Genomic DNA, 20,349 nt, shown 5'->3' on the forward strand with positions numbered 1-20,349 from the left:
ACGGCTTTCAGGAGAACGACACCTTCGGCGCCTGCCGCGCCTCGGGCTTTTCGATTTCCAGCGGCGTCGCCGGCGCGAAGGCGAACGTGTTGGCGATGATCGAGTTCGGGAACACTTCGCGCTTGTTGTTGTAGAACAGCACGCCGTCGTTGTAGGCCTGGCGCGCGAAGGCGACCTTGTTCTCGGTCGAGGTCAGCTCCTCGGAGAGCTGCATCATGTTCTGGTTGGCCTTGAGGTCGGGATACGCCTCGGCGACCGCGTTGAACTTGAGAAGCGCCTGCTGCAGCTGCGTCTCCGCGCCCGACAGCGCCTGCATCGCCGACGGATCGCCCGGGTTCGCCTTGGCCGCCGCGAGGCCGTTCATCGCGGCGCCGCGCGCGGCGACCACGGCCTGCAAGGTGTCGGCCTCGTGCTTCATGTAGGCCTTGGCGGTCTCGACGAGGTTCGGAATCAGGTCGTAGCGGCGCTGCAGCTGCACGTCGATCTGCGCGAACGCGTTCTTGTAGCCGTTGCGCGCGGTGACCAGGCCGTTGTAGATGCCGACCAGCCAGAAACCGACGACGACGATGACGGCCAGCAGAATCAGTGCGGACATAACATCTTCCCCAAGGTTTGGCGCTAGAATGGCGCCCCGTGCGAAACAGCATAGCACGGGCTTTTGTTCGGATTGCGCCCGCGCGAGAACGAAGAACGAACGCACGGAGCACGACCCGATGAACACGACATGGCATTTCGATCGTACGCGCTGCTGATCCTCGCGGCGCTGAGTTTCGCCCCGGCTGCGCTGACGGCCGCGGAGAAGACGTCCCACCCGGCAACGAAGAAATCCGCCGCCATCCCGACGGCCACGAAAAAGCCCGTCGCGGCATCCGCGAAGACCGCCGCAAAAACCGCCAAGGCGAAAACGATCGCCAAGCGCGCGCCGGCCGGCGTGGCCACCCCCGAGGAAGCCGAGTCGGACGACATCGCGCCCATCGTCAGGAGCGGCGTCACGCATGCACCTGGCGACGCGGTGGCCGCGGTCGCCGATTTCGGCCGTCTGCTCGACAAGGTCGAGGAAGGCGACCGCATCGCCGGCCTCGCCGTCGCCGTGGTCAAGGACGACAAGGTGCTGCTCCAGCGCGGCATCGGCTATGCCGACGCGAAGGCCGGGCTCAAGGTCACGCCCGATACGGTGTTCCGTCTCGCTTCGCTGTCGAAGGCGTTCGCCAGCGCGATGGCGGCCATCCTGATCGACGAAGGCGCATTCTCCTGGGACACGACCGTGGCCAGCGTCGTGCCCGCGTTCGAGCTGATGGATGCCGACGCGAGCAGCAAGCTCACCGTGCGCGAGGTGCTCAGCCAGCGCGTCGGCCTGCCGCACAACACCTACGACCGCATGATCGAGGCGGACGAGCCGTATCCGTTGCTCGTCGACCGGCTGCGCGAAGTGCCCATGACCTGCGACGTCGGCGAATGCTACGGCTATCAGAACGTCACCTATTCGCTGATCGGCGACGTGATCTACGCGACCACGGGCGATTTCTTCACCCACCAGGTCGAGAAGCGCCTGTTCCGTCCGCTCGGCATGACCACGGCGAGCTATGGCCGCGAAGCACTCGAGGCCAGCGCGAGCTGGGCGCGCCCGCATGCGCGCGGCCGCGGAGGCTGGCTGCCGTTCGAGAACAAGGACGGCTACTACCATGTCGCGCCCGCCGCCGGCATCAACGCCTCGATCCGCGACATGACGCAGTGGCTGATCGCGCAGATGGGCGGCCGCCCGGACGTGCTCTCGGCCGACGAACTCCAGACCCTGCACACGCCACAGGTCGACACGCCGCACGAGCGCCGCGTCGCGCCGTGGCGGCGCGCGCGCGTGAGCGATTCGCAGTACGCGCTTGGCTGGCGCGTATTCGACTATGCCGGCGAAACCCTCGTCTTCCACGCCGGCTACGTGAAGGGCTACCACTCGATGATCGCGTTCCTGCCGAAGGCGCGCTTCGGCACGGTGATGCTGTGGAACTGCGAAACGGCGCTGCCCTCGGGCCTGCTGCCGATGCTGCTCGACCGCTACCTCGGCCTGCCCGAGGTCGACTGGGCCGGACTCGACGCGCCGCCATCGGCGCCCCGGCGCGCGCGCATCGTCGCCACGCGCAAGCGTTGACGTTTCACCGCAACCGCCTCGTTCCCGCGCCGCTACTTGGCGCGATCGAGCAACTTGAACTCGATGCGCGTGCGCATCTGCTGTTCGACCGGCCGGCCGTTCTCCAGACCCGGCTGGAACTTCCAGTCGGCGATGGCGCGCAGCGCCGCGGCATTGAACACGCGCGGCGGATTCGCGCTGACCACGCTGCCGTTCTTGACGCTGCCGTCGGCCGCGATGGTGAACGCGACTTCGACCCAACCCTCCCACTGCGCACGGTACGCCTCGACCGGATAGCGCGGCGCGGGTTGCCGGATTGCGATCGCGGCGCGGGTTTCGCCGACGGGCGCCGGTGCTGCGGCGGGTTTCGTCGCGATCGCAGGCGCCGCGGCCGGCTTCGCGGCCGCTTCCGTCACGGCAGGCTTAGCCTCCGCTACGGGAGCTGAAGAAGGAGCTGGAGCTGGAGCGGGAGCAGGCGCAGACGCCGCCGGCACAGATGCCGGCTTGATGGATGCAGGCATGGGCGAGGGTGCGGGCGCCGTCACCGCATTCCTCGCGGCGAACGCCTTTTCCTGGTCGCGCCTTTCCTGCTCGCGATCCATCTGCTTCTTCTTCATGTCGAGCTTGCTGCGCAAAATGATCAACGTGTAGTTGTTCGGATCGAACTTGCCGAGCAAATCGATCACGCGCCTGCCCTCGTCGAGGTCGCCGGCGTTGATCTTCTGTTCGATTTCGCCCGCGGCGAGCGGGAACAGTTCGCGCAGGCCTTCCTGCGCGGCCTCGTTGTCCGGTTCGCGACCGAGCGCGAGCAGGTAGAAATCGATCGCGCTGTTGCCCGGCGGACTGATGTAGCGGCGTTCGCCCAATGCCGAGCCGGCATTGCGCAGAAGGTCCGCGGTGGTGAGGTCGGTGCGCTGCGAGGCTTCGCCACCTTGTTTGACGACCGCCTCGGGCGACGAGGGCGGCGCCGATTCGCCGGCGGCCTGACCGCTCACGACCTGCGCGCTCGACGGAGTCGCCTCGTCGCGCCCCAGAAAGAGAAACGCCACCCATGCGGCGGCGATGGCCATCGCCGCCAGAACGACCCACAAAATGGGCCCATTGCCCCTGTCCGCCATGCCCTTACGCCCCCGTTGCACAGGGCACGATGGATAGCACGTTGCGCGGGATCGATTCCATGACCTCCGTCATGTTTCCGGGGGCAGCGCGAATACCTGCGCAGCAGCAGCCCGCACGGCGAGGGCGCAGAGCGCCACGAACATGGAAACGGGAATTCGGAGCGGAAGCGCTCGGAGGAAGGTTCTGCGTCAAAGCCTCTCTCCGCGCTGGGCAGGTCGCGGAGAGAGGTATAACGGAGTATGCAACTTTCTTAGTCTTGAAAAACGGATGCCGACTCCGCATCCGTGAACACATCGAACCCTTGCGGTTCGCGATCAGAACGACTCTATCTACATGAGGTCCAGCAGGTTGAAGCTTACTTCTTCTTGGCGGCCTTCTTGGCAACCTTCTTCGCGGCCTTCTTCACAACCTTGGCCTTCACCACTTTCTTTGCAGCTTTCTTGGCAGGTGCCTTCTTTGCAGCTTTCTTCGTAGCCATATCGCGTCTTAGCTCCTCGTCAGTTGGTAGTTGTTGCCCAGTAAAAGCATGCAGAAACGCTTCGACCAGCAGATCGCTGTTCGTCGCATGTCTGAGATTGCAAACCTGCCGGCGTGTACGTTCATCGGAGAGAAGTCTGAGTACGTGAAGCGGTATGGATACCGTCACCTTCTTCACGGCTTCGGACTTGCTGCCGTGTTCGATGTAAGGCTTTACGAACTTCGCCGCCGTCATGGATTCCATGTGCAGGTGTAACGACGGCGCAAAAATTATTCCCGAAGTGTTTGGCTGTCAACAGATTTGTGCTGGCGCGCGCGAAGCGGAAACCCGCGGATGTCGCGCGCGCATGCCGCACATCGTCGCCGTCGTACGCGAAGAGCGAACGCGTACGTGCAGGTTCATGCGTTCGCCCGGCGCGTGCCGCTATCGCGCCCACGCGCGCCGAACGATCGACAACGAGCGGCGCAGGCGGCGAAAAGCCAGATTTGATGCGGCCCGCAGAGGCTTTTCCTCCCGAACAGAAAATATACTTTTTCTTTTTTTTATTTTTTTACAAATGGATCAGCCGTCCGCTTCGCGCCCGGACATCCGCGATTCGCGGCGCGGCGCGTTCGGCAACGACGTCTGAACGAACGACCGTCGTAAGCGAAAAATTTTTCCCGCGGCCGCCCAAAACGGGCGGTTTGCGACGCGAATTGCGCGGATTTGCGCGAAGTATACTTTTTCGGAACGCCCGCGACGTCGCGCGAAACGCGCTTCGACATCGTCCACCGGTGCGAATTTTCCGCGCGCACGCCGCGCGCGGAGGCGGGCGATCAGCCCAGCGCGCGCTTCAACGCCGCGGCGAAACGATCGAGGTCGGCGGCGGTCTTCGTCTCGGTCGCGCAGACCAGCAGCGCGTTCTCGAACTGCGGATACTCCTCGACCAGCGCGAAGCCGGCGACGATGTCGTCGTCGGCCGCCAGCCTGTCGACGATCGCGGGCGCCGGGCGCGGCAACTGCAACGCGACTTCGTGGAAGAACGGACGCGCGAACAGCGGCTGCACGCCGGGTATCGCGCAGAGCCGGTCGCGCAGCGCACGCATGTTCTGCATGCTCGCGTTGGCGACGCGCGCCGCGCCCTCGGGACCGAGCATCGCCATCGTGATCGTCGCCGCGCTGACGAGCAGGCCCTGGTTGGTGCAGATGTTCGAGGTCGCCTTGGCGCGGCGGATGTGCTGCTCGCGCGCCTGCAGCGTGAGGGCGAAACCTTCCTTGCCGTCGAGGTCGGTCGTGCGGCCGACGATGCGCCCCGGCATCTGGCGCACGAATTCCTGCTTGCAGGCGAGGATGCCGAAATAAGGTCCGCCCGAGGACAGCGGCACGCCGAACGGCTGGCCGTCGCCGCAGACGATGTCGGCGCCGGCGCTGCCCCACGCGCGGGGCGGCTTCAACACCGCAAGCGAAAGCGGATTGACCACGCCGATGACGAGCGCGCCCCTGGCGTGCGCCCAGTCGGTCAGCGCGTCGACGTCCTCGAGCGCGCCGAAGAAGTTCGGCTGCGGCACGACCAACGCGGTGAACGCGCCGACGTCGCGTTGCGCGAGCGCGGCCGCATCGATGCCGCCGTCGGCGGCGATGTCGAGTTCGACGATCTCGATGTCCTGCAGCGGCAGGATCGCGTGCAGCGTCTTGCGATAGGCCGGGTGCACCGACTTCGGCACGAGCACGCGCCGCGGACCTTTTTTCGCGCAGCGCTCCGCCATCAACGCCGCTTCGGCCAGCGAGGTGGCGCCGTCGTACATCGACGCGTTCGACACGTCCATGCCGGTCAGGCGCGTCATCATCGTCTGGTATTCGTAGATCAGTTGTAGCGTGCCCTGGCTCGCCTCGGCCTGGTACGGCGTGTAGGCCGAATAGAACTCGCCGCGCGCGACGATCTGCCAGACCGCGGCCGGGATGTGGTGCTCGTAGGCGCCCGCGCCGCAGAAGTTGAGCGGCGTGCCGTCCTGCGCCGCACGCTCCCTCATCAGGCGCGTGACTTCCATTTCGTTCAAGCCCGGCGGCACGGCCTTGAGCCGGTCGACCTTGAGCGCGGCGGGAATCTCGTCGAACAGGTCTTCGATCCTGGCGACTCCGATCGTCTTCAGCATCGCGGCGACGTCGGCTTCGGAATGGGGGATGAAAGGCATAGGCGGTTTCGACAAAAAGAATGAATGGCCCAACTTCCCTTCTCCCTCCGGGAGAAGCCGCGACACTTAAGCGCCGGATGAGGGAAAGGCATGGCAAACCGGAGTGCCGTCGGAACGTGCGAGGCTCTTCCCTCATCCGCCCTTCGGGCACCTTCTCCCGAGGGGAGAAGGGAAAATCAATATCAGTGCTCGTCGTCCTCGATGGCCGCCGCGTAGGCGTCGGGGTCGAGCAGTTCCTCGCTCTCCTCGGCGAGGTTGGACGGCTTGACGACGAAGATCCAGCCTTCGCCGTAGGCGTCCTCGTTGATCGTCTCGGGCTTGTCGCCGAGCGCGGAGTTGACCGAAACGACTTCGCCCGACACGGGCGCATAAACGTCCGAGGCGGCCTTGACCGACTCGACCACGGCGCAGGCGTTGCCGGCCTTGACCTCGTCGCCGACGCTGGGCAGTTCGACGTAGACCAGATCGCCGAGCAGGCCCTGCGCATGATCGGAAATGCCGATGGTCACGTTGCCGTTGTCCTCGATGCGCGCCCACTCGTGGGACTTCATGAATTTCAGATCGCCGGGTATTTCGTTCATGGGTTGCAATCCTCGGGGATGGCTGATGCTTGGGAAAACGAGTGGCGAATGTTACACGGTATGACGCCGGCAAAGCAGGGAGGAACGTGGAACCGTCTCTGCTGCGCTCACCGACCGGCATCCGTGCCTCGTCCCCGGTCGAATCGACATGCCATTCAAGGCACGTCGATTTGACTTCGACCGTCGCGCACGAACGGATACTTGACCAGGCGCACCGGCACGAGCTTGCCGCGAATGTCGACCTCGATGCCGTCCGTCGCGCCGGCGGGCACGCGCGCGAACGCGATCGCCTTGCCGAGCGTCGGCGAAAACGTGCCGGAGAGAATTTCGCCGTCGCCTTTCGGCGTGACGACGCGCTGGCCGTGGCGCAGCACGCCTTTTTCGTCCATGACCAGGCCGACAAGAGCGCGCTTTACGCCGTTCGTTTTCTGCTCTTCCAACGCTTCGCGGCCGATGAAGTCGCGGCCCGGTTCGAGCGACACGGTCCAGGCGAGACCCGCTTCCCACGGCGTGATCGTCTCGTCCATGTCCTGGCCGTACAGATTCATGCCGGCTTCCAGGCGCAGCGTGTCGCGCGCGCCGAGGCCGGCCGGCGCGACGCCGGCGTCCTTCAACTTGTTCCACAGCGCCACGGTGTCCTTTTCCGACACGATGATTTCGTAGCCGTCCTCGCCCGTGTAGCCGGTGCGCGCGATGAACAGACCGTCGCCTTCGGTCGCGCTGAACTTGCCGATCTTCGCCGCCGCCTCGCGCACGGCCGGCGACAGCAGCGAATGCACCCTGGCGCGCGCATTCGGCCCCTGCACGGCGATCATCGCGAGATCGGCGCGCTCGGCGACGTTCACATCGAATGTCCTAGCCTGCTTTTCGATCCACACCAGATCCTTGTCGCGCGTCGCCGCGTTGACCACGACGCGAAAAAAATCCTCGGCAAGGAAATAGACGATCAGATCGTCGATCACGCCGCCCCGCTCGTTGAGCATGCACGAGTACAGCGCCTTGCCCGGCGCCTTGAGCTTGTCGACGCTGTTGGCGAGCAGACGGCGCAGGAACTCGCGCGTGCGCGCGCCGTGCAGGTCGACCACGGTCATGTGCGAGACGTCGAACATGCCGGCATCGCGGCGCACGGTGTGGTGTTCCTCGATCTGCGAGCCGTAGTTGAGCGGCATGTCCCAGCCGCCGAAGTCCACCATCTTCGCGCCGAGCGCGCGATGGGTGGAGTTGATAATCGTCTGCTGCGTCATGGCCGCATCGTCCGGTGGAGAGATGCGCATTATCGCATGGAGCGCCGCGCGCAGGCCGTATTGCCGGCTCACCCACATTCGTCGGTGGCGCCTGCCGAGGCCGCGAACAAGCCGGTCGAGTCGAGGGAGAGCTCGCCGCAGGAATCCGCCGCTTGCGCTCCTTGCGGTGCGACCACCGCCGTGACGGATTGCGCGTCGTCGCCGAGATCGAGCCGCGACAGCACGTAGTAGCCGCCGGGCTGCGAGGCGGCCGGCAACGCAAGCCCGTTCGCGCCGGCGTCGGCCGTGTAGCGGTTGAAGTTGGCGTGGTGCCGCTCCTCGGCCATCATCAGCGTGTGCAGATACGCCTTGCCTTCCGCGCGCCGCGCCTTGCGCACGGACGACTGATACGACGGCAGAGCGATCGCGGCGAGGATCGCCAGCACGACGAGTGCGACGGACATTTCGATCAGGCTGAAGCCCGAGGCGCGTTTTCCTGCCGACGTCATGGAATCCCCGCATCAACCCGCCGGAGGAGCCGGCCCGGCCGCGGCGTATACGCTTTCGACCACGCGCGAAAAATCCTCGGTTGCGCCGACGCCCTTGGCCGTGATCCGGAAAAGGCGGCGGTCGGGCATCGACGCGGCAACGCCCAGGTCTTCCACGACGTAGACCGGCGACGCGGCGAGCTGCGCCGTCGCCTCGGCGCCGGCAAGCTTGGTCAGATCGAGGCGGAACGGATTGGCCGCGGCGAGCGCCGCGGGCGTGCGCATGAACGCGGCGGGATCGACCGGCGCGGCGGCGTCGCGCACCGTGCAGCGCAGCGACGCACATACCCCCTGCGCGCCGTCTTGCGCGGCGAGGCGCGCGATGTTCGCACGCGCCTCGTTCATCGCGCTGTCGGCGGCGAGTTGCGCGAGCTGTGCATTGCGCGCGGCGCCGACCATGCGGCTTTCCACCACCGCGGTTTTCGCCATCGCCACGGCGAGCAGCGAAAGCACGAGCAGGATGATCGTGGACACGAACAGCACGGTGCCGCGTTGGCGGGAGAGATTCTTGCCTTCTCCCATCGGAAAAAGGCAACGCGAAGCGCCGAATGAGGGAAGAGCGTCGCCTTTGTCGAAACCGTATCCATCGAGCGAGGCGTTTCCCTCATCCGCCTGCCGGCACCTCCTCCCGGCGGGAGAAGGGGTGCTCCATGCAACTCCTTTCCACTTCGCTATGCGCGCGATCATGACGCCATCCCCCGTAATGCGACAACGGTGCGGAATTCCCGGCGCAACATGCGCCCCGCGGGCAGGCCGGTGACGGGCATCGCCGCGACGGGCCGCTGCATCGCCTCGCCGTCGACCGAGTAGCGGTAGTCCCACGCATCCGCCGCGGACTCGTCGGGAAGATCGTCCACCGTGTTCGCGAGCAGCGAGATTTCGACGGCATCGACGTCCCTCCACGAACACGGCGCCACCGAATCCGCCTGCTTGCACTGCAGCGCCGCGCCATCGGCCGACGCATGACGGCCCAACTCGTCCGCGTTCAACCAGTGCGCGTTGCCCGCCGCGTCGGTCAGCGAATAGCGCAGGTCCAGGCGTTCCACGCCCTGCACCACTTCGCTGGCAATGCCGTTGGTCCGGCGCATCAGCGCGGCGACCTTGCGCCCCGGGGTTTTTTCGTCGTTGGCCAGCTGCAGGTAATAGATCGACGTTTGCAGTTGCGCGTCGAGATCGAACAAGCGCGTTTGCGCATCCGCCGCAACGCACGAGGGCGTGCCGAATTCCGCCGCCACCGGCTGCACGGCGCTGCCCTGCACCGCAACCGGAAAAATCTGCGCCTGCGTACAACCCGCGAGCAGCGCCAGATGCGCGGATTGCAAACCGCCGAGCACCGTGTCGCCCGCCACGCGGCCGACGTCGATCGCGGCGAGCTTGCCGTCGGCGTTGCACACTTGGCTTGCGCCGCTCGCCGTCAAACCGTCGCCTTGCAGATAGCGCACCATCAGCACGTCGGTGCCCGGCACCTTGTCGCCCGCGCCCAGCCCCGCCTGCGGCACGCCGCCGACTGCGGGCGTGCAGGACTTGGCCACGCAGGTGCTGCCGCCGAGAAAAATGCTGCGATCGAGCGCATACGGCGTACCGTCGGGCTGGCCGGCCGGCGCAGCCGCCTGTGCCGGCGCGCCGATGATGTGGCTGGCCAACGAATCCGCATACACCAGCGGGCCGGAGCTCGAACCGCACGCCAGCCGCCCGGCCGCGCGCAGATCGTTCGCGATCAGCTCGATCGCGATGCGCCCGTTTTCCTGCAGGCGCGACAGCGCGGTCTGCGTGGTGTTCACCCTGCCGGCCGCCGCGAACAATATATAGATGCCTTCGACCACGAGCAGCCCGAGCACCATCGCGATCATCAGTTCGATCAGCGAAAACCCTCCTGCACCGCGCGATGCGGATGCGGCGTTCACGGCTGGAACACCCACACGAGGGATTGCGGCGACGCCTCGCCGCCCTTCGCCAACGCGCGTTCCGACCAGCCGATTTCGATGCGACAGACGCCGTCGTAGGCATCCGCCGCCACGGCACCTGCCGCCGCATCGCATTTCAGCGACGCCTGCGCACCGGGCAACGCGTTCGCCAGCGCGCGGTCGAACCGGGCCAGGTCGTCATCCGCGCGCGCGGCCGCACCGCACGCCTGCTTGCGGCAATCCGCCGATGCCGCGCCAGCGTTCGCGCGCGCGCCGTCGTAGCGCCCCTGCGCCACCGCCGTCGGGTTGACGTGCATCGACTCGACCAATGCCTGCACCGCAAGGCCCACCTGCGCGCGCTGATACGCGCCCTGGTTCACCTTCACCGTCGTCGCCATCAGCCCCGCGAGGCCGAGCAGGCCCACGCTCGTCACCACGACGGAGACAAGCACTTCGACAAGGGTCGCGCCGCACTGGCGTTGGATTTTCGGTGGCGACTTCATTGCGGACGGAACGGTTTCAACTCAATCCAATCTGCGAGGTTCTTCCCTCATCCGCCCTTCGGGCACCTTCTCCCGGCGGGAGAAGGGAAGCAGAGCGTGGGTATTGCTTCCTCTTTCGGCTGCGAGCATAGGCTGGAAGAGCGAAGGCGACGATGTCGATGTTTCACCGCGGCACGTAGGAAACCGTCCATTCGCGAGAGTGGCCAAATGCCGACGCCACCCGCGTCGGCATCACTGCGCGCCGGGCACTTCGCGCCAGTTGAGGCGCGTCGTGGTCGAGGTGGTTCGCGTTGAAGCGGCACCCACGACGGAAGAACTCGCGGTCTTGTTGCTGCCGCCCGCCGTCGTGTCGAGGCCAGCCAGCAACGTGATGACCGGCGTGCCCGAACCGCTGAGACCCGACGTGCTCGTGCCGAACGCGAGATTCGTCACGAGGCCAGTGGAATAGCCCACGTAATTGACCACGGTGCCGGTCGAATCCAGAATCACTGATTCGCCCAGATTGGCGTAGCCCGAATCGTAATTCAGCTCGAACAGGCGCGAGCTGCCCTTGATGCACACGTCCTGGCCTTCCAGGTTGGCCGCGAAGCCGACGATGCCGGAATAGGCGACGGGTTGCACGGTGATGCGCTCCGCCGACGCCTGCGTGGCCGAGCCGTTCGTCGTCGCCGCCGCAAGGTCGATGTAGAAACCTCGATCAGCCGAAGGCAGGGTCGTGCTGCCGATGCCGCTCGTCAGACTGGTGGAACTCAGGGTGTACAAGTCCGATCGCGTGATCGGAAACGAACTGCTGGTGTCGAACGCCGTGCTGGTGCCGTCCTTGAACGCGTAGAACGTCTGTGTCTGCGACAGCACGAGGTCGGTATCGGCGAGCAGCTTGCCGGTGCCCACGAACACGTAGCGCGAACCGCCTGTCGGATCGACGCCAATGTAGGGATACGTCGTCACCGGCTGCGCCGTGCCGCTGGAATCGGTCAGCGTCGCGAACTTCGTGATCGAGAGCGACGACGAATCCGTCGTGTACAAATCCACCCGGTACACGTTGCCGAGCAGGTCGGCCGCGTACAGCGAGTCGGCGGTGTTGTCGCTCACGTCGGGGATGAAGGCCGTGACTTGCGCCAATCCCACCGGGTTTGTCGTGGTGCCGGCGACGCCGGCACTCGCCACCGAGATCTTGTCGTACAACGCGCCCGTCTTGGGATTGACGAGATAGAACCAGCCGCTGCCATCGTCGTTGTCGTAACCGGAGACCAGCACCAGCGTCCAGCCGTATTTCTTGGTCTTGACCACGATCGGCGTCTGGTAGGAATAACCCATGTGCGCGAAATCCGAACTGCTCTGGTCGATTTCCCAGAGCACCTTGCCTGCGAATATCGACTCGCTCGTGTTTCCGGCCAGCGCCGAACTGCTGGTGATGCTGGACGAACCCGAGATCGTGGTCGACGTCGGATTGGTCACGTCGATGGCGTAATAACCGCCGCCGACCTTGCAGGAACTCGTGCAGGTGCCGCTGGTAATGGTGCTGCCGCCGCCCTTGCCGAGGCCGCCGATCAACACCGAGCGCCAATCGGGCGTCAGACTGGTCGCGGAGCCCCAACTGGAATCGGAGGTGCTGAGATTGACGCGGCTGAAGTCGATGTCCACCACCGTCGCCTGGCCGTCGACCATGAAGTGATGCTGCAACGGGCTGACGGTCAGCGATGCCAGACCGACCGGATTGCTCTTCGAATCCGTGTTCGTCGTGAACAACGCACTCGGCACATAGGCGAACTGTTCTATGCCGGTCGAAGTGTCGAACGCATGCATCATGCCGTCGTTGGCGCCGATGTAGAGCGTCGTACCACGCTTGCTGGCACCGCTCGTATTCGTCATCATGCTCACGAACGAGCTGTAGCCGGGATTCAGCGGTGCGTCGCCGTAAAGCGCATTGGGCAAGCCGACGACGACGGGCTTGGCATCGATGATGTCGCCCAGCACCGTCGCGCGCGCGCGATAACCCAGGCTCATGGTATTGCCGTCGGTGATCGTCTTGCAGTCGCTTGACAGCGTCGTGCCCGAGTCTGTTTCGTTGCACTGGTCGCCGCGCACGTAGTTCAACACGTTTTTCTGCACGTTCGCGTTCGTGGTAGACCCCAGCGTTGCAAGCTCGGTCGAATTGAGCGAGGCGTACCTGAACGCCACGCCGTGGCCCGCGCCTTGCGCGCTGCTCGTCGCGATCTTGCGCGTATCGTAGGTCAGGTAGCCCGTCGCGTTGCCGGGCGGCAGGAAAGATCGCGCGTCCCAGAGCGTGGTCACGCTGGATTCGGAAATCACGCCACCGGTCTGCGTCAGGCCGATCGTCTGCGCCTGCACGTCGCCGCCGTACTTGTAGTCGTAATTGACGACGTAGTTGGTGTTGCTGGTCGTGACGCTGTTCGACGACAAGGCCAATGCCGCCGCCGTTCCGGACGGAATCGCCGCCGTGATCTTGGCGAACGCCTTGGTCAGGCCAGCAGCCATCTTGGCCGGGCTGCCCGCCTGGTAATACTGGTCGGGCGCGTAGTTCCCGTGATCGTCCACGTAGCCGCCCGTGTTCCATGCCGTCAGCGGCAGCTTGGTGATCGTCGTCGCGGTGCCCGAACCCGCCGGCCAGGTGATGGCCGGCGTGGTGACGTCATACGTGTTTGCCGCGCCGCTGTCGCCGACGCCAGTCGTGCTGCTGTTGAAAGGATTGACCTGGCTCGTGGCGCTGGGATTGATCGGAAACGGCAGATAGGTACCGTCGGTTTGCGGATACGTGTCGGTCGTGTCGAAACCGCCGTACTTGGCCGTCAGCCAGAACTGGTTTTTCTGACGATAATCCGGATAGCTGCCGTTGGACGATTCCATCACATCGAGCCAGAACGTCGATACCGTGACCGGAGCGGTTTTGTTCGTCAGGTCCGGGCGGATGTCGCGCACATGCGCATCGAACGCCAAACCCGCCATGTAAAACGAGTTCTGGCTCGCACCCCAGCCACCCGAGGGGCTGGTAATACTGCCGATCAGTTTGTCACCAAGCCCGGTAGCGGCAGTGTAATAGCATCCGGGTGAAGTACTGCTGCTGGCACACGATTCACTGGTATAGGGATTGTTCCTGCCCGAACCGCCGGTATCGCCGGCAAGATTTTCGAGCTTGGCGATGAGATCGGTCGCGCCGCGTGCCGACACGGCAGCGTCGTCCGAAGGGGCATAGGCCGTAACCTCATAGCTGCTCTTGACCGTCGCCGAGCCGTTCCCGGTCGGCAGGTTCTCGTCATCCCAGGTATGGATGTCGCCGATGCCGATGACATAGTTGGTCGAGCAGGAATACGCGATGGGATCGTCCCAGCTCTCGATCACGGGGAAGTGGTCGTTGGTCGCCTCGCCGTTCGTGATCGCGGCGGCCGTCGAAGTATGGCTGGCGATATTGCCCAGATTGCGGAAATAACGCAGCGCCATGTAGTACAACTCGCTGACCGAGTCGTAGCGTTTGTAGGCGGCGCGCGTCGTCGCGGAATAATTCGCCGTCGGCACGAAGCCGAACAGGTTGAGGTAATTCGCCACGCCACTGCGCGATACGCCGTTCGTCTTCGCGGAAGTACCGCCGTTGGTCACCGTGGACGTAGCCGTCGCATCGGTGGAATCGGGATTGGCAGCGAACACGCCGGTGCTGGCATCCCACTCCGCAACAGCACTGTTGTTGACGGGACTCGATCCCGGGCTGGCCTTGTACGGTCCAACGTAGGCCATGCGGGCACGCAATACGCCACCATCGAGATTTTCGTTCGCTGTCGTAGCGGCTGTCGTAGCGGCAGAATCGAGCATGTATCCGAACGCGGAGTAGCGGACCGCATCGGTCTGCGTCGCGTTCTCGGCCGCGTACTTCTGCATCAGGCCGACCGGTTTGTAGACGCTGCCATAGGCGCGGCAGCGGCCAGTCACCGTGATGGTGCTGCCATCCGCGGCGGTCGTCGAATAACTGTTGCCTTCCAGTTCGCTGTAGGTGCCGGCCAGGTCGGCGCTGGTGCAGACCTGCACCGCCGCCTGCGCCATATAGGTGATCGCAGACGCAGTCGACAGCGTGACGGTGGTGGATGTCGTCTTGCTGTTTCTGGAATTGGTGCCGGTGATGGTGATGGTGCCCGAAGTCGTCGCACTGCTGGACGCGGTCAGCGTCAGAGTGACCGAGTTGCCGCTGGTCGAGATCTGGGTGGAACTCCACGACGCGGTCACGCCCGTCGGCAGCCCCGACACACTCAGGTTGACCGGGTTGGTACTGTTGGGCTGGTTGGAGCCGGTGCCGAATGCGGCACTGACGGTGATCGTGCCCGTACAGCCTTGCGCGAGAGTCAATGCGCTGTTCGATGTGAGTTGAAAATAAGGCGAAGTGCTATTGCTGTTGCTGCCGCCGGTCGTGGTCCCCGTTCCCGTGGTCGCGGTACAACTGGGAGAACCCGTGTACGTGGTGGCGCTGGTGGACCAACTACTGAGACTGCTGGAACTGAACTCGAAGTTCAGGCCGCCGTTTCTGCTCCAGATGTACATGGCGCTCCAGCTGAACGGCGTCGCACCCGCCACCAGGGTGCTACCGCTGAGCGTCTTCAGTATCTGGTTGCTGGTGCCGCTCTGGCTGTCCTGATAGGCGCGCTGCAGGATCGTGGCGCCACCAGCCTCGTCGACGATGCGCGCGCCGCCGGTCATGGTCTTGCGCAACGGGTCGATGGTCTGCGTCAGAATCCAGTTGAGGAAGTTGCCGCTCCAGTAGCCCGAACAGACGTGGCTGGAGGCCGCCGATACCGGCGTGAAGTATCCCACCAGCTTCTCGAACAGCGCCGTGTGCGTCGTGTTGGTGACGTAGCTGTAGCACATGTTCGGATTGAAATAGCCCACGAACTCGACGCTGGTCGAATACGTCTTGGTCGAAAAGTACGCATCGCCCACCGCGGTCGGGAATTCCACCGACAAGGCGAAAGCCACGTTGGCCGGCACCACCACGGTCGAGTAGATCGCCGCGTCGGCCAGCGTCGGCCCGGTGTCCGCGCCCGCGCCGGCGCTGACGGCCAAACCCAGCAAGGCGAGCCAGCGCGACAGGAATTTCTTGCGAGTCGGTTGCGTGTTCATCGGAACGGTTCCTTGAAGAAAATCGCACGCGGTCATTCGTTCGGAACGGAGACGCCAAGGTTGGTCTGGAAAAACGACTGCGCGCCGCGCGCGTCGGTGACGCGCACGCTGATGCGGTAGACGAGCGACAGGCTGTAGGACGAGGTGAGGCCGATCGAGCTGCTGTGCACGTCCATCGAATTGGTGTAGATCGAGGTGCTCTGCGACACCTGGCAGGCGTTGGTCGAGGCGTTGTAGGCACCCGTGTACGGGCACATGCGGTCTATCACGTAGCGCCAGGTGATGCCCGTGTTGGCGCCAGCGGAGGTTTCGCCGGACGCCGTGGACGCCGAGATCAGCGAGAGCGGAATGCCGTAGGCGTTGCTCGCCAGCGCGGTCGCGGAATAGTTTGCGGTGGCCAGGTCGGACTGGCGGGTCGTCTCGGACCCCAGCGCGCCTGTATTGAACAGCGCCAGTGCGTTCTGCACGGCCAGTTCGGATTCGTGGGTGATGTCGCGCTTGATCGACAGGTTGCCGGCGATGGCCTGCGCGGTATCGGTGGAGCGGATCAGCGCGATCGCGGCAAGCATGACGATGACCAGCGCGATCAGCGCGGCGAACAGGGCAACGCCTTTTTGCCTTGCGGCGGAAATCGTGTGCGAGCGCATGCCGGTTTCCTCAGAGCAGCCCGTTGTTGCGGATCGGGACCGTGGTCTCGATTTCGCGGTAGCGATAGTTCTGCGTGGTCGGCGGGTACCAGGTCGATTGCACCGAGAGGCCGGAGAACAGCGTATAGCTCAGGTTGTTGAAATCGATGGTTGCGTTCTGCGCCTCGCTGACGTTCTCGTCGATGGCCGCTCGCACGATCACGGCGACGCGAATGGCCTTGATGCCGAGCAGCGCGGCGTTGGCGGCGGACGAGCCGGCGAGCAGCCCGCTCGTGGTCGCGGCGTAGGAGTAGGTGTTGCCGCCGGAGGAGACGCTGCCGCCGGACAGCACCCATTGATCGATGCCGGTGGCGCCGGGATCGACCTCGTAGGCCGCTTTCATGTAGACGATGTCGTCGCCGATGTTCTGCGCGGTGGTGATGGCGTTGAGCAGGTCGACCATGCGCAGCGTGGAGGTGTCCGGATCGACGCCGAACAGCACGAAGTTCGCCGCGGTGCCGGTACCCAGGTCGACGATGTAATCGCCGGTGGAGAGGGTCTTGCTGCCGACGGTGTTGGCGGTCGTGAGCGCCAGCGTGAGGCTGGACGAGGTCCAGTTGGCAGGAGAACTGCCGCCGACCTGCGAGGCCTTGCTGATCATGCACGCGGTGCCGAGCGCGGTGCCGGCGCCGACCACCCAGTCTCCCACGTTCAATCCGACGATGGACTTGAGCACCGGCGGCGTGGCCGCGCTGGTGATCGGGACGGGCACCTCGGCGAAACCGCTGCCGCCGAGCATCAGCAGCAGCGCATCCGATTTGGCGGCGGTGCCGCGAGCCGAGTCGGTGTAGCCGACCGAAGCGGTCGCATCGCCGAGAATCAATGCCGGCACCATGCGCAGCGGCGCCGTCGCCGTGCCGACCACGTTGGTGAACGGCGATGGCAGCGCGACCACTCCGTCCGTTATCAAGGTACCGTCGGTCGGCGTGTAGTTGAGCAGGCAGCCGTAGCCGACGTTGTTGGCGTATTGGGCCATTCCGGAACCGGCCGAGCGCACCAGTTTGTCGATCTGGAACAGGCCGAAGTTGCCGGATTGCAACGCGTCGTTCATCGCGGTGGTGGTGCGCTTGCCGCCCTCGAACGACGACAGCACCTTGAACGCTGCGAGGATGAGCACGAGGCCGATGACGATGGCGATCATCAGCTCGATCAGCGTGTGGCCGCGCGAGGCGCGCGACGGCGAGTGGGCGGGCATCATTGGATGACCACCTGCGTCATGTACGTGGCGATGTTGATGGCGTCGGTGGCTGTGGTGTCGGTGGGTCCGGATTCGACGTTGCGACCGAGCTTGCGCGGCCAGGTGATGGTGACGGTGGCGACGGTGCCGGTGACATTCAGCGCACCGCTGCCGCCGGGCAGCGCGTCGCTTACGCGACTCTGCCAGGTGGTGTAGTCGGAGGGTGTGGCCGAGGATTTCGCGACCCACATTTCGGTGATCAGATCGTTGGCGAGCAGCGCGGCGGTGGCGCGGTCCTCGGCGTTGACCGAGTTGGCGATGGCGACGGCTTTCATCTTGACCATGCCGAGCACGCCGATCGCGAACACGAGGATGGCGATCATCACTTCGATCAGCATCATGCCGTGCTGGCGGGCGGTCGAGCGGGGAACGTTCATGAGGGGCATCCATCCGGCGCGGCGGCGACGTCGAAGGTCTTGTCGGGGTCGCATTGGCGCACCTTGCCGCCGGGTGTGACATAGACCCTAAGCCTGCGCGGCGCGTGCGAGTTGGTGACGAGGTAGGTGACGGCGTAGTCCGCCGTGGCGAGCGTGAAAGCAGTGCTGCCGGTCGCCGAACTGTAGCTGCCCGCCGTACCCGCGCGACCGAGGCTGTTGAAGCTGATCGCGGTGGTCGGCGCAACCGTCACGTTGGCAATGTTCGGATCGTTGGCCGTCTGTAATGTGGTTGGAATCGAATCGTTGTCGGTTGGCACATAGGTGACGGTCCAGCCGCCCGTCGCCGACGGCGTGAAGGTGGTGACGCGGTTCAGACGCGCGGCCTCGCCCTGCGCAAAGCGGATGCCGTTCTGCATCGACTCGGCCACCGAGCGCGTGCGCGAGTTCTGCAGCCATTCGGCGAAGTTCGGCAAGGCGAGCATGGTGAGGACGGCGATGATCGTGACCACGATCATCAACTCGACCATGCTGAATCCCTGCGATCGCGGAAGCGAATTCATGGCGCGGCGCTCAGGAGCAGGACCGGTTCATGCAGAACTTAGAAGTGCTGATCGTCCACCCGGTATCCGCGGCGGTCGTCGCCTGTGCGTTGTTCTGGTTTATCGTGAACTTCCAGGCGGCCATGATGCCCACGCCATCGGCTTCAATGGTGTATGTCGTCTTGGTGAGATTCGTGCACTTGAAAGTCCACTTGCTCATCGTGGTCGTGTACACCGCGCCAGACGTGGCATCGCAAGGCGACGTGAATGCGGTGCCGTTGGTCTGGTAGGTGCGCGCATCCTGATAGTACTGCTCCATCTGCGCGCGAAATGCCGTGAGCTGGTTGGTTGCGTCGACGAGGTTGGCGCGCTTGACGTAATCGGAATACGCCGGCAACGCGATCGCCGCCAGAATGGCGATGATCGCGACCACGACCATCACTTCGATCAGGGTGAATCCCCTGACCCGTGTCGATGCAAAACGCATGGCAACGCCCCTGTCGTAAACCCGCCGGCAAGCTACAACGCGGGCGCGGCGTTTGCAGCAATCGGCGGATATTCGGCTCCGGTCGCCCGACGAGCGGCGGAAATGGCGGGCGTCCGCAGTCTATCGATGCAATGAATGCCGTGAACCGCATCGTTTGCGATCGATGCGGTTGGCGGGGCTTGTCGCGCCCTGTTTACCCCGCTTTCTTTCCCCGCGCTTGCGGGGGAAAGAACATCCGGGTTTCTTTGCGGACGTTTTGCAAATACCTCTCAGTGATTCGGCAACGCAAACGCCACGATGTAATCGCCGCGGTCGGGCGATTGGCGCGCGCCACCGGCGGCGATGAGGACGTATTGCCGTCCCGATTGCGGGGACACGTAGGTCATCGGCGTGGCCTGCGTCCAACACAGGGACGTTCATCCAAATGGGCGACGGGCCGGGGCATGGAATTGCCTTGACAGACTGTAAATGATCGTTGACACTTTTCCAATGTTCGAATTGCGCAAGACGAATGAATTCAACACGTGGTTCGACGGGCTTCGCGACGAGCGCGCGCAGGCGACGATCACGAACCGCCTCATCCGGGCAGAGTTGGGCCATCTTGGCGATGCGAAATTCTTCGACGGCATCGGCGAGCTGCGGATCGACTACGGACCCGGCTACCGCCTGTACTTCACACGACGCAAAAAAGTCGTCGTCATTCCTGCTTTGCGGCGGCGACAAATCCACGCAGAAACGGGACATCCGGAAAGCCAGAAAACTGGCGGAAATTCTTTAGGGATGGTCTGATTTATTCGTCATCCCAGCGAAAGCTGGGATCCAGCTCTTCGCTCGACCCGCATAAAGGCTGGATTCCAGCTTTCGCTGGAATGACGAGCTTGACGAAATCCAGAATTGTTCAGAGGTTCCTTAGAGGCGATTCATGAAAAAGCTCGAAACAACCCCCTACGACGCGGCGGATTACCTGAAAACCGAGAGGCAGATTGCGTTGTTTCTCGAAGAGGTTTCCAAGGACGGCGACCCGGAATTGATTCTCCACGCGCTCGGCGTGGTCGCGCGCGCGCGCAAGAACATGGCGCAACTGGCCAGGGACGCGAAGCTGACGCGCCCCGGCCTGTACAAGGTGCTTTCGGCGAACGCCAAACCCAGCTTCGCGTCCGTCATGAAGGTGGCCGATGCGCTGGGGTTGGAGTTTCGGATCGCGACGAAAGCCGCGCCGCGGCGGGAACACAGGCAAGCCCGTCATTGAAGGC

20 protein-coding genes are annotated in these 20,349 nt (G+C 64.5%); 4 read left to right on the forward strand and 16 right to left on the reverse strand.

Going from position 1 to position 20,349, the window contains the following annotated elements:
• Window positions 1-7 precede the first annotated feature (7 nt).
• The gene (locus QM741_RS02005; RefSeq protein WP_415206078.1) at window positions 8-595 is read right to left on the reverse strand and encodes a LemA family protein; all 588 of its coding nucleotides are present in this window, start codon (window positions 593-595) and stop codon (window positions 8-10) included.
• Window positions 596-724: 129 nt separating this feature from the next.
• On the opposite strand from QM741_RS02005, the gene QM741_RS02010 reads away from it, so the two are divergent.
• Entirely contained in the window at window positions 725-2,143 is a 1,419-nt protein-coding gene (locus tag QM741_RS02010) for a serine hydrolase domain-containing protein (protein WP_415206079.1), read from the forward strand.
• Window positions 2,144-2,175: 32 nt separating this feature from the next.
• Here the strand turns inward: QM741_RS02010 and QM741_RS02015 are convergent, their stop codons facing one another.
• Together QM741_RS02015 and metJ are read right to left on the reverse strand one after the other, a co-directional pair.
• Window positions 2,176-3,213: an energy transducer TonB gene (locus tag QM741_RS02015; RefSeq protein WP_415206080.1), complete on the reverse strand. Its 1,038-nt coding sequence runs from the start codon at window positions 3,211-3,213 to the stop codon at window positions 2,176-2,178.
• A 383-nt stretch (window positions 3,214-3,596) separates the two neighbouring features.
• Window positions 3,597-3,953, reverse strand: coding sequence for a met regulon transcriptional regulator MetJ (gene metJ, locus QM741_RS02020; protein ID WP_415206081.1), 357 nt, complete (start codon window positions 3,951-3,953; stop codon window positions 3,597-3,599).
• On the opposite strand from metJ, the gene QM741_RS02025 reads away from it, so the two are divergent.
• On the forward strand, window positions 3,952-4,347 hold the full coding sequence (locus QM741_RS02025) for a hypothetical protein (RefSeq protein ID WP_415206082.1): 396 nt from the start codon (window positions 3,952-3,954) through the stop codon (window positions 4,345-4,347). The genes metJ and QM741_RS02025 overlap by 2 nt on opposite strands.
• Before the next feature lie 187 nt (window positions 4,348-4,534).
• Here the strand turns inward: QM741_RS02025 and gcvPA are convergent, their stop codons facing one another.
• The 13 genes from gcvPA to QM741_RS02090 all read right to left on the reverse strand — a co-directional run bounded on the left by gcvPA (window position 4,535) and on the right by QM741_RS02090 (window position 19,096).
• Window positions 4,535-5,890, reverse strand: coding sequence for an aminomethyl-transferring glycine dehydrogenase subunit GcvPA (gene gcvPA / locus QM741_RS02030; protein ID WP_415206083.1), 1,356 nt, complete (start codon window positions 5,888-5,890; stop codon window positions 4,535-4,537).
• A gap of 182 nt (window positions 5,891-6,072) precedes the next feature.
• Complete coding sequence (gene gcvH, locus QM741_RS02035) at window positions 6,073-6,471, reverse strand: glycine cleavage system protein GcvH (RefSeq protein WP_415206084.1); 399 nt, start codon at window positions 6,469-6,471, stop codon at window positions 6,073-6,075.
• Between the two features lie 155 nt (window positions 6,472-6,626).
• Window positions 6,627-7,715 (reverse strand): glycine cleavage system aminomethyltransferase GcvT, encoded by a 1,089-nt coding sequence (gcvT, locus tag QM741_RS02040; protein WP_415206085.1) that lies wholly within the window; start codon window positions 7,713-7,715, stop codon window positions 6,627-6,629.
• A gap of 68 nt (window positions 7,716-7,783) precedes the next feature.
• Entirely contained in the window at window positions 7,784-8,203 is a 420-nt protein-coding gene (locus QM741_RS02045) for a type IV pilin protein (protein WP_415206086.1), read from the reverse strand.
• A 12-nt stretch (window positions 8,204-8,215) separates the two neighbouring features.
• On the reverse strand, window positions 8,216-8,929 hold the full coding sequence (locus tag QM741_RS02050) for a PilX N-terminal domain-containing pilus assembly protein (protein ID WP_415206087.1): 714 nt from the start codon (window positions 8,927-8,929) through the stop codon (window positions 8,216-8,218).
• Entirely contained in the window at window positions 8,926-10,146 is a 1,221-nt protein-coding gene (locus QM741_RS02055) for a PilW family protein (RefSeq protein ID WP_415206088.1), read from the reverse strand. The genes QM741_RS02050 and QM741_RS02055 overlap by 4 nt, the downstream gene beginning before the upstream one ends.
• Complete coding sequence (gene pilV, locus QM741_RS02060; RefSeq protein WP_415206089.1) at window positions 10,143-10,649, reverse strand: type IV pilus modification protein PilV; 507 nt, start codon at window positions 10,647-10,649, stop codon at window positions 10,143-10,145. Before pilV ends, QM741_RS02055 begins: the two co-directional genes overlap by 4 nt.
• 231 nt (window positions 10,650-10,880) lie before the next feature.
• Window positions 10,881-15,770, reverse strand: coding sequence for a pilus assembly protein (locus QM741_RS02065; protein WP_415206090.1), 4,890 nt, complete (start codon window positions 15,768-15,770; stop codon window positions 10,881-10,883).
• 32 nt (window positions 15,771-15,802) lie between these two features.
• A complete protein-coding gene (locus QM741_RS02070; protein ID WP_415206091.1) occupies window positions 15,803-16,417 on the reverse strand; it encodes a hypothetical protein in 615 nt (204 codons plus the stop codon).
• Between the two features lie 10 nt (window positions 16,418-16,427).
• Window positions 16,428-17,651 (reverse strand): prepilin-type N-terminal cleavage/methylation domain-containing protein, encoded by a 1,224-nt coding sequence (locus QM741_RS02075; protein WP_415206092.1) that lies wholly within the window; start codon window positions 17,649-17,651, stop codon window positions 16,428-16,430.
• A complete protein-coding gene (locus QM741_RS02080) occupies window positions 17,651-18,070 on the reverse strand; it encodes a type IV pilus modification PilV family protein (RefSeq protein ID WP_415206093.1) in 420 nt (139 codons plus the stop codon). Before QM741_RS02080 ends, QM741_RS02075 begins: the two co-directional genes overlap by 1 nt.
• Entirely contained in the window at window positions 18,067-18,630 is a 564-nt protein-coding gene (locus QM741_RS02085; RefSeq protein ID WP_415206094.1) for a GspH/FimT family pseudopilin, read from the reverse strand. The genes QM741_RS02080 and QM741_RS02085 overlap by 4 nt, the downstream gene beginning before the upstream one ends.
• Window positions 18,631-18,640: 10 nt before the next feature.
• Window positions 18,641-19,096, reverse strand: a complete 456-nt coding sequence (locus QM741_RS02090) for a type IV pilin protein (RefSeq protein WP_415206095.1) — start codon at window positions 19,094-19,096, stop codon at window positions 18,641-18,643.
• A gap of 468 nt (window positions 19,097-19,564) precedes the next feature.
• Between QM741_RS02090 and QM741_RS02095 the strand changes: the two genes are divergently transcribed.
• Both QM741_RS02095 and QM741_RS02100 read left to right on the forward strand, forming a co-directional pair.
• Window positions 19,565-19,885, forward strand: a complete 321-nt coding sequence (locus QM741_RS02095) for a type II toxin-antitoxin system RelE/ParE family toxin (RefSeq protein ID WP_415206096.1) — start codon at window positions 19,565-19,567, stop codon at window positions 19,883-19,885.
• 133 nt (window positions 19,886-20,018) lie between these two features.
• Entirely contained in the window at window positions 20,019-20,345 is a 327-nt protein-coding gene (locus QM741_RS02100) for an addiction module antidote protein (protein ID WP_415206097.1), read from the forward strand.
• Window positions 20,346-20,349 lie beyond the last annotated feature (4 nt).

The organism is Rudaea sp., from assembly GCF_047601565.1.
Taxonomy (GTDB): domain Bacteria; phylum Pseudomonadota; class Gammaproteobacteria; order Xanthomonadales; family Rhodanobacteraceae; genus Rudaea.

What these genes read in the sequence shown, in the direction of transcription:
- QM741_RS02005 (WP_415206078.1), bottom strand. Translation starts at nt 595, where the DNA reads ATGTCCGCACTGATTCTGCTGGCCGTCATCGTCGTCGTCGGTTTCTGG.
- QM741_RS02010 (WP_415206079.1), top strand. Translation starts at nt 725, where the DNA reads ATGGCATTTCGATCGTACGCGCTGCTGATCCTCGCGGCGCTGAGTTTC.
- QM741_RS02025 (WP_415206082.1), top strand. Translation starts at nt 3,952, where the DNA reads ATGGATTCCATGTGCAGGTGTAACGACGGCGCAAAAATTATTCCCGAA.
- metJ (WP_415206081.1), bottom strand. Translation starts at nt 3,953, where the DNA reads ATGACGGCGGCGAAGTTCGTAAAGCCTTACATCGAACACGGCAGCAAG.
- gcvPA (WP_415206083.1), bottom strand. Translation starts at nt 5,890, where the DNA reads ATGCCTTTCATCCCCCATTCCGAAGCCGACGTCGCCGCGATGCTGAAG.
- gcvH (WP_415206084.1), bottom strand. Translation starts at nt 6,471, where the DNA reads ATGAACGAAATACCCGGCGATCTGAAATTCATGAAGTCCCACGAGTGG.
- gcvT (WP_415206085.1), bottom strand. Translation starts at nt 7,715, where the DNA reads ATGACGCAGCAGACGATTATCAACTCCACCCATCGCGCGCTCGGCGCG.
- QM741_RS02045 (WP_415206086.1), bottom strand. Translation starts at nt 8,203, where the DNA reads ATGACGTCGGCAGGAAAACGCGCCTCGGGCTTCAGCCTGATCGAAATG.
- QM741_RS02050 (WP_415206087.1), bottom strand. Translation starts at nt 8,929, where the DNA reads ATGATCGCGCGCATAGCGAAGTGGAAAGGAGTTGCATGGAGCACCCCT.
- pilV (WP_415206089.1), bottom strand. Translation starts at nt 10,649, where the DNA reads ATGAAGTCGCCACCGAAAATCCAACGCCAGTGCGGCGCGACCCTTGTC.
- QM741_RS02065 (WP_415206090.1), bottom strand. Translation starts at nt 15,770, where the DNA reads ATGAACACGCAACCGACTCGCAAGAAATTCCTGTCGCGCTGGCTCGCC.
- QM741_RS02070 (WP_415206091.1), bottom strand. Translation starts at nt 16,417, where the DNA reads ATGCGCTCGCACACGATTTCCGCCGCAAGGCAAAAAGGCGTTGCCCTG.
- QM741_RS02075 (WP_415206092.1), bottom strand. Translation starts at nt 17,651, where the DNA reads ATGCCCGCCCACTCGCCGTCGCGCGCCTCGCGCGGCCACACGCTGATC.
- QM741_RS02080 (WP_415206093.1), bottom strand. Translation starts at nt 18,070, where the DNA reads ATGAACGTTCCCCGCTCGACCGCCCGCCAGCACGGCATGATGCTGATC.
- QM741_RS02085 (WP_415206094.1), bottom strand. Translation starts at nt 18,630, where the DNA reads ATGAATTCGCTTCCGCGATCGCAGGGATTCAGCATGGTCGAGTTGATG.
- QM741_RS02090 (WP_415206095.1), bottom strand. Translation starts at nt 19,096, where the DNA reads ATGCGTTTTGCATCGACACGGGTCAGGGGATTCACCCTGATCGAAGTG.
- QM741_RS02095 (WP_415206096.1), top strand. Translation starts at nt 19,565, where the DNA reads ATGATCGTTGACACTTTTCCAATGTTCGAATTGCGCAAGACGAATGAA.
- QM741_RS02100 (WP_415206097.1), top strand. Translation starts at nt 20,019, where the DNA reads ATGAAAAAGCTCGAAACAACCCCCTACGACGCGGCGGATTACCTGAAA.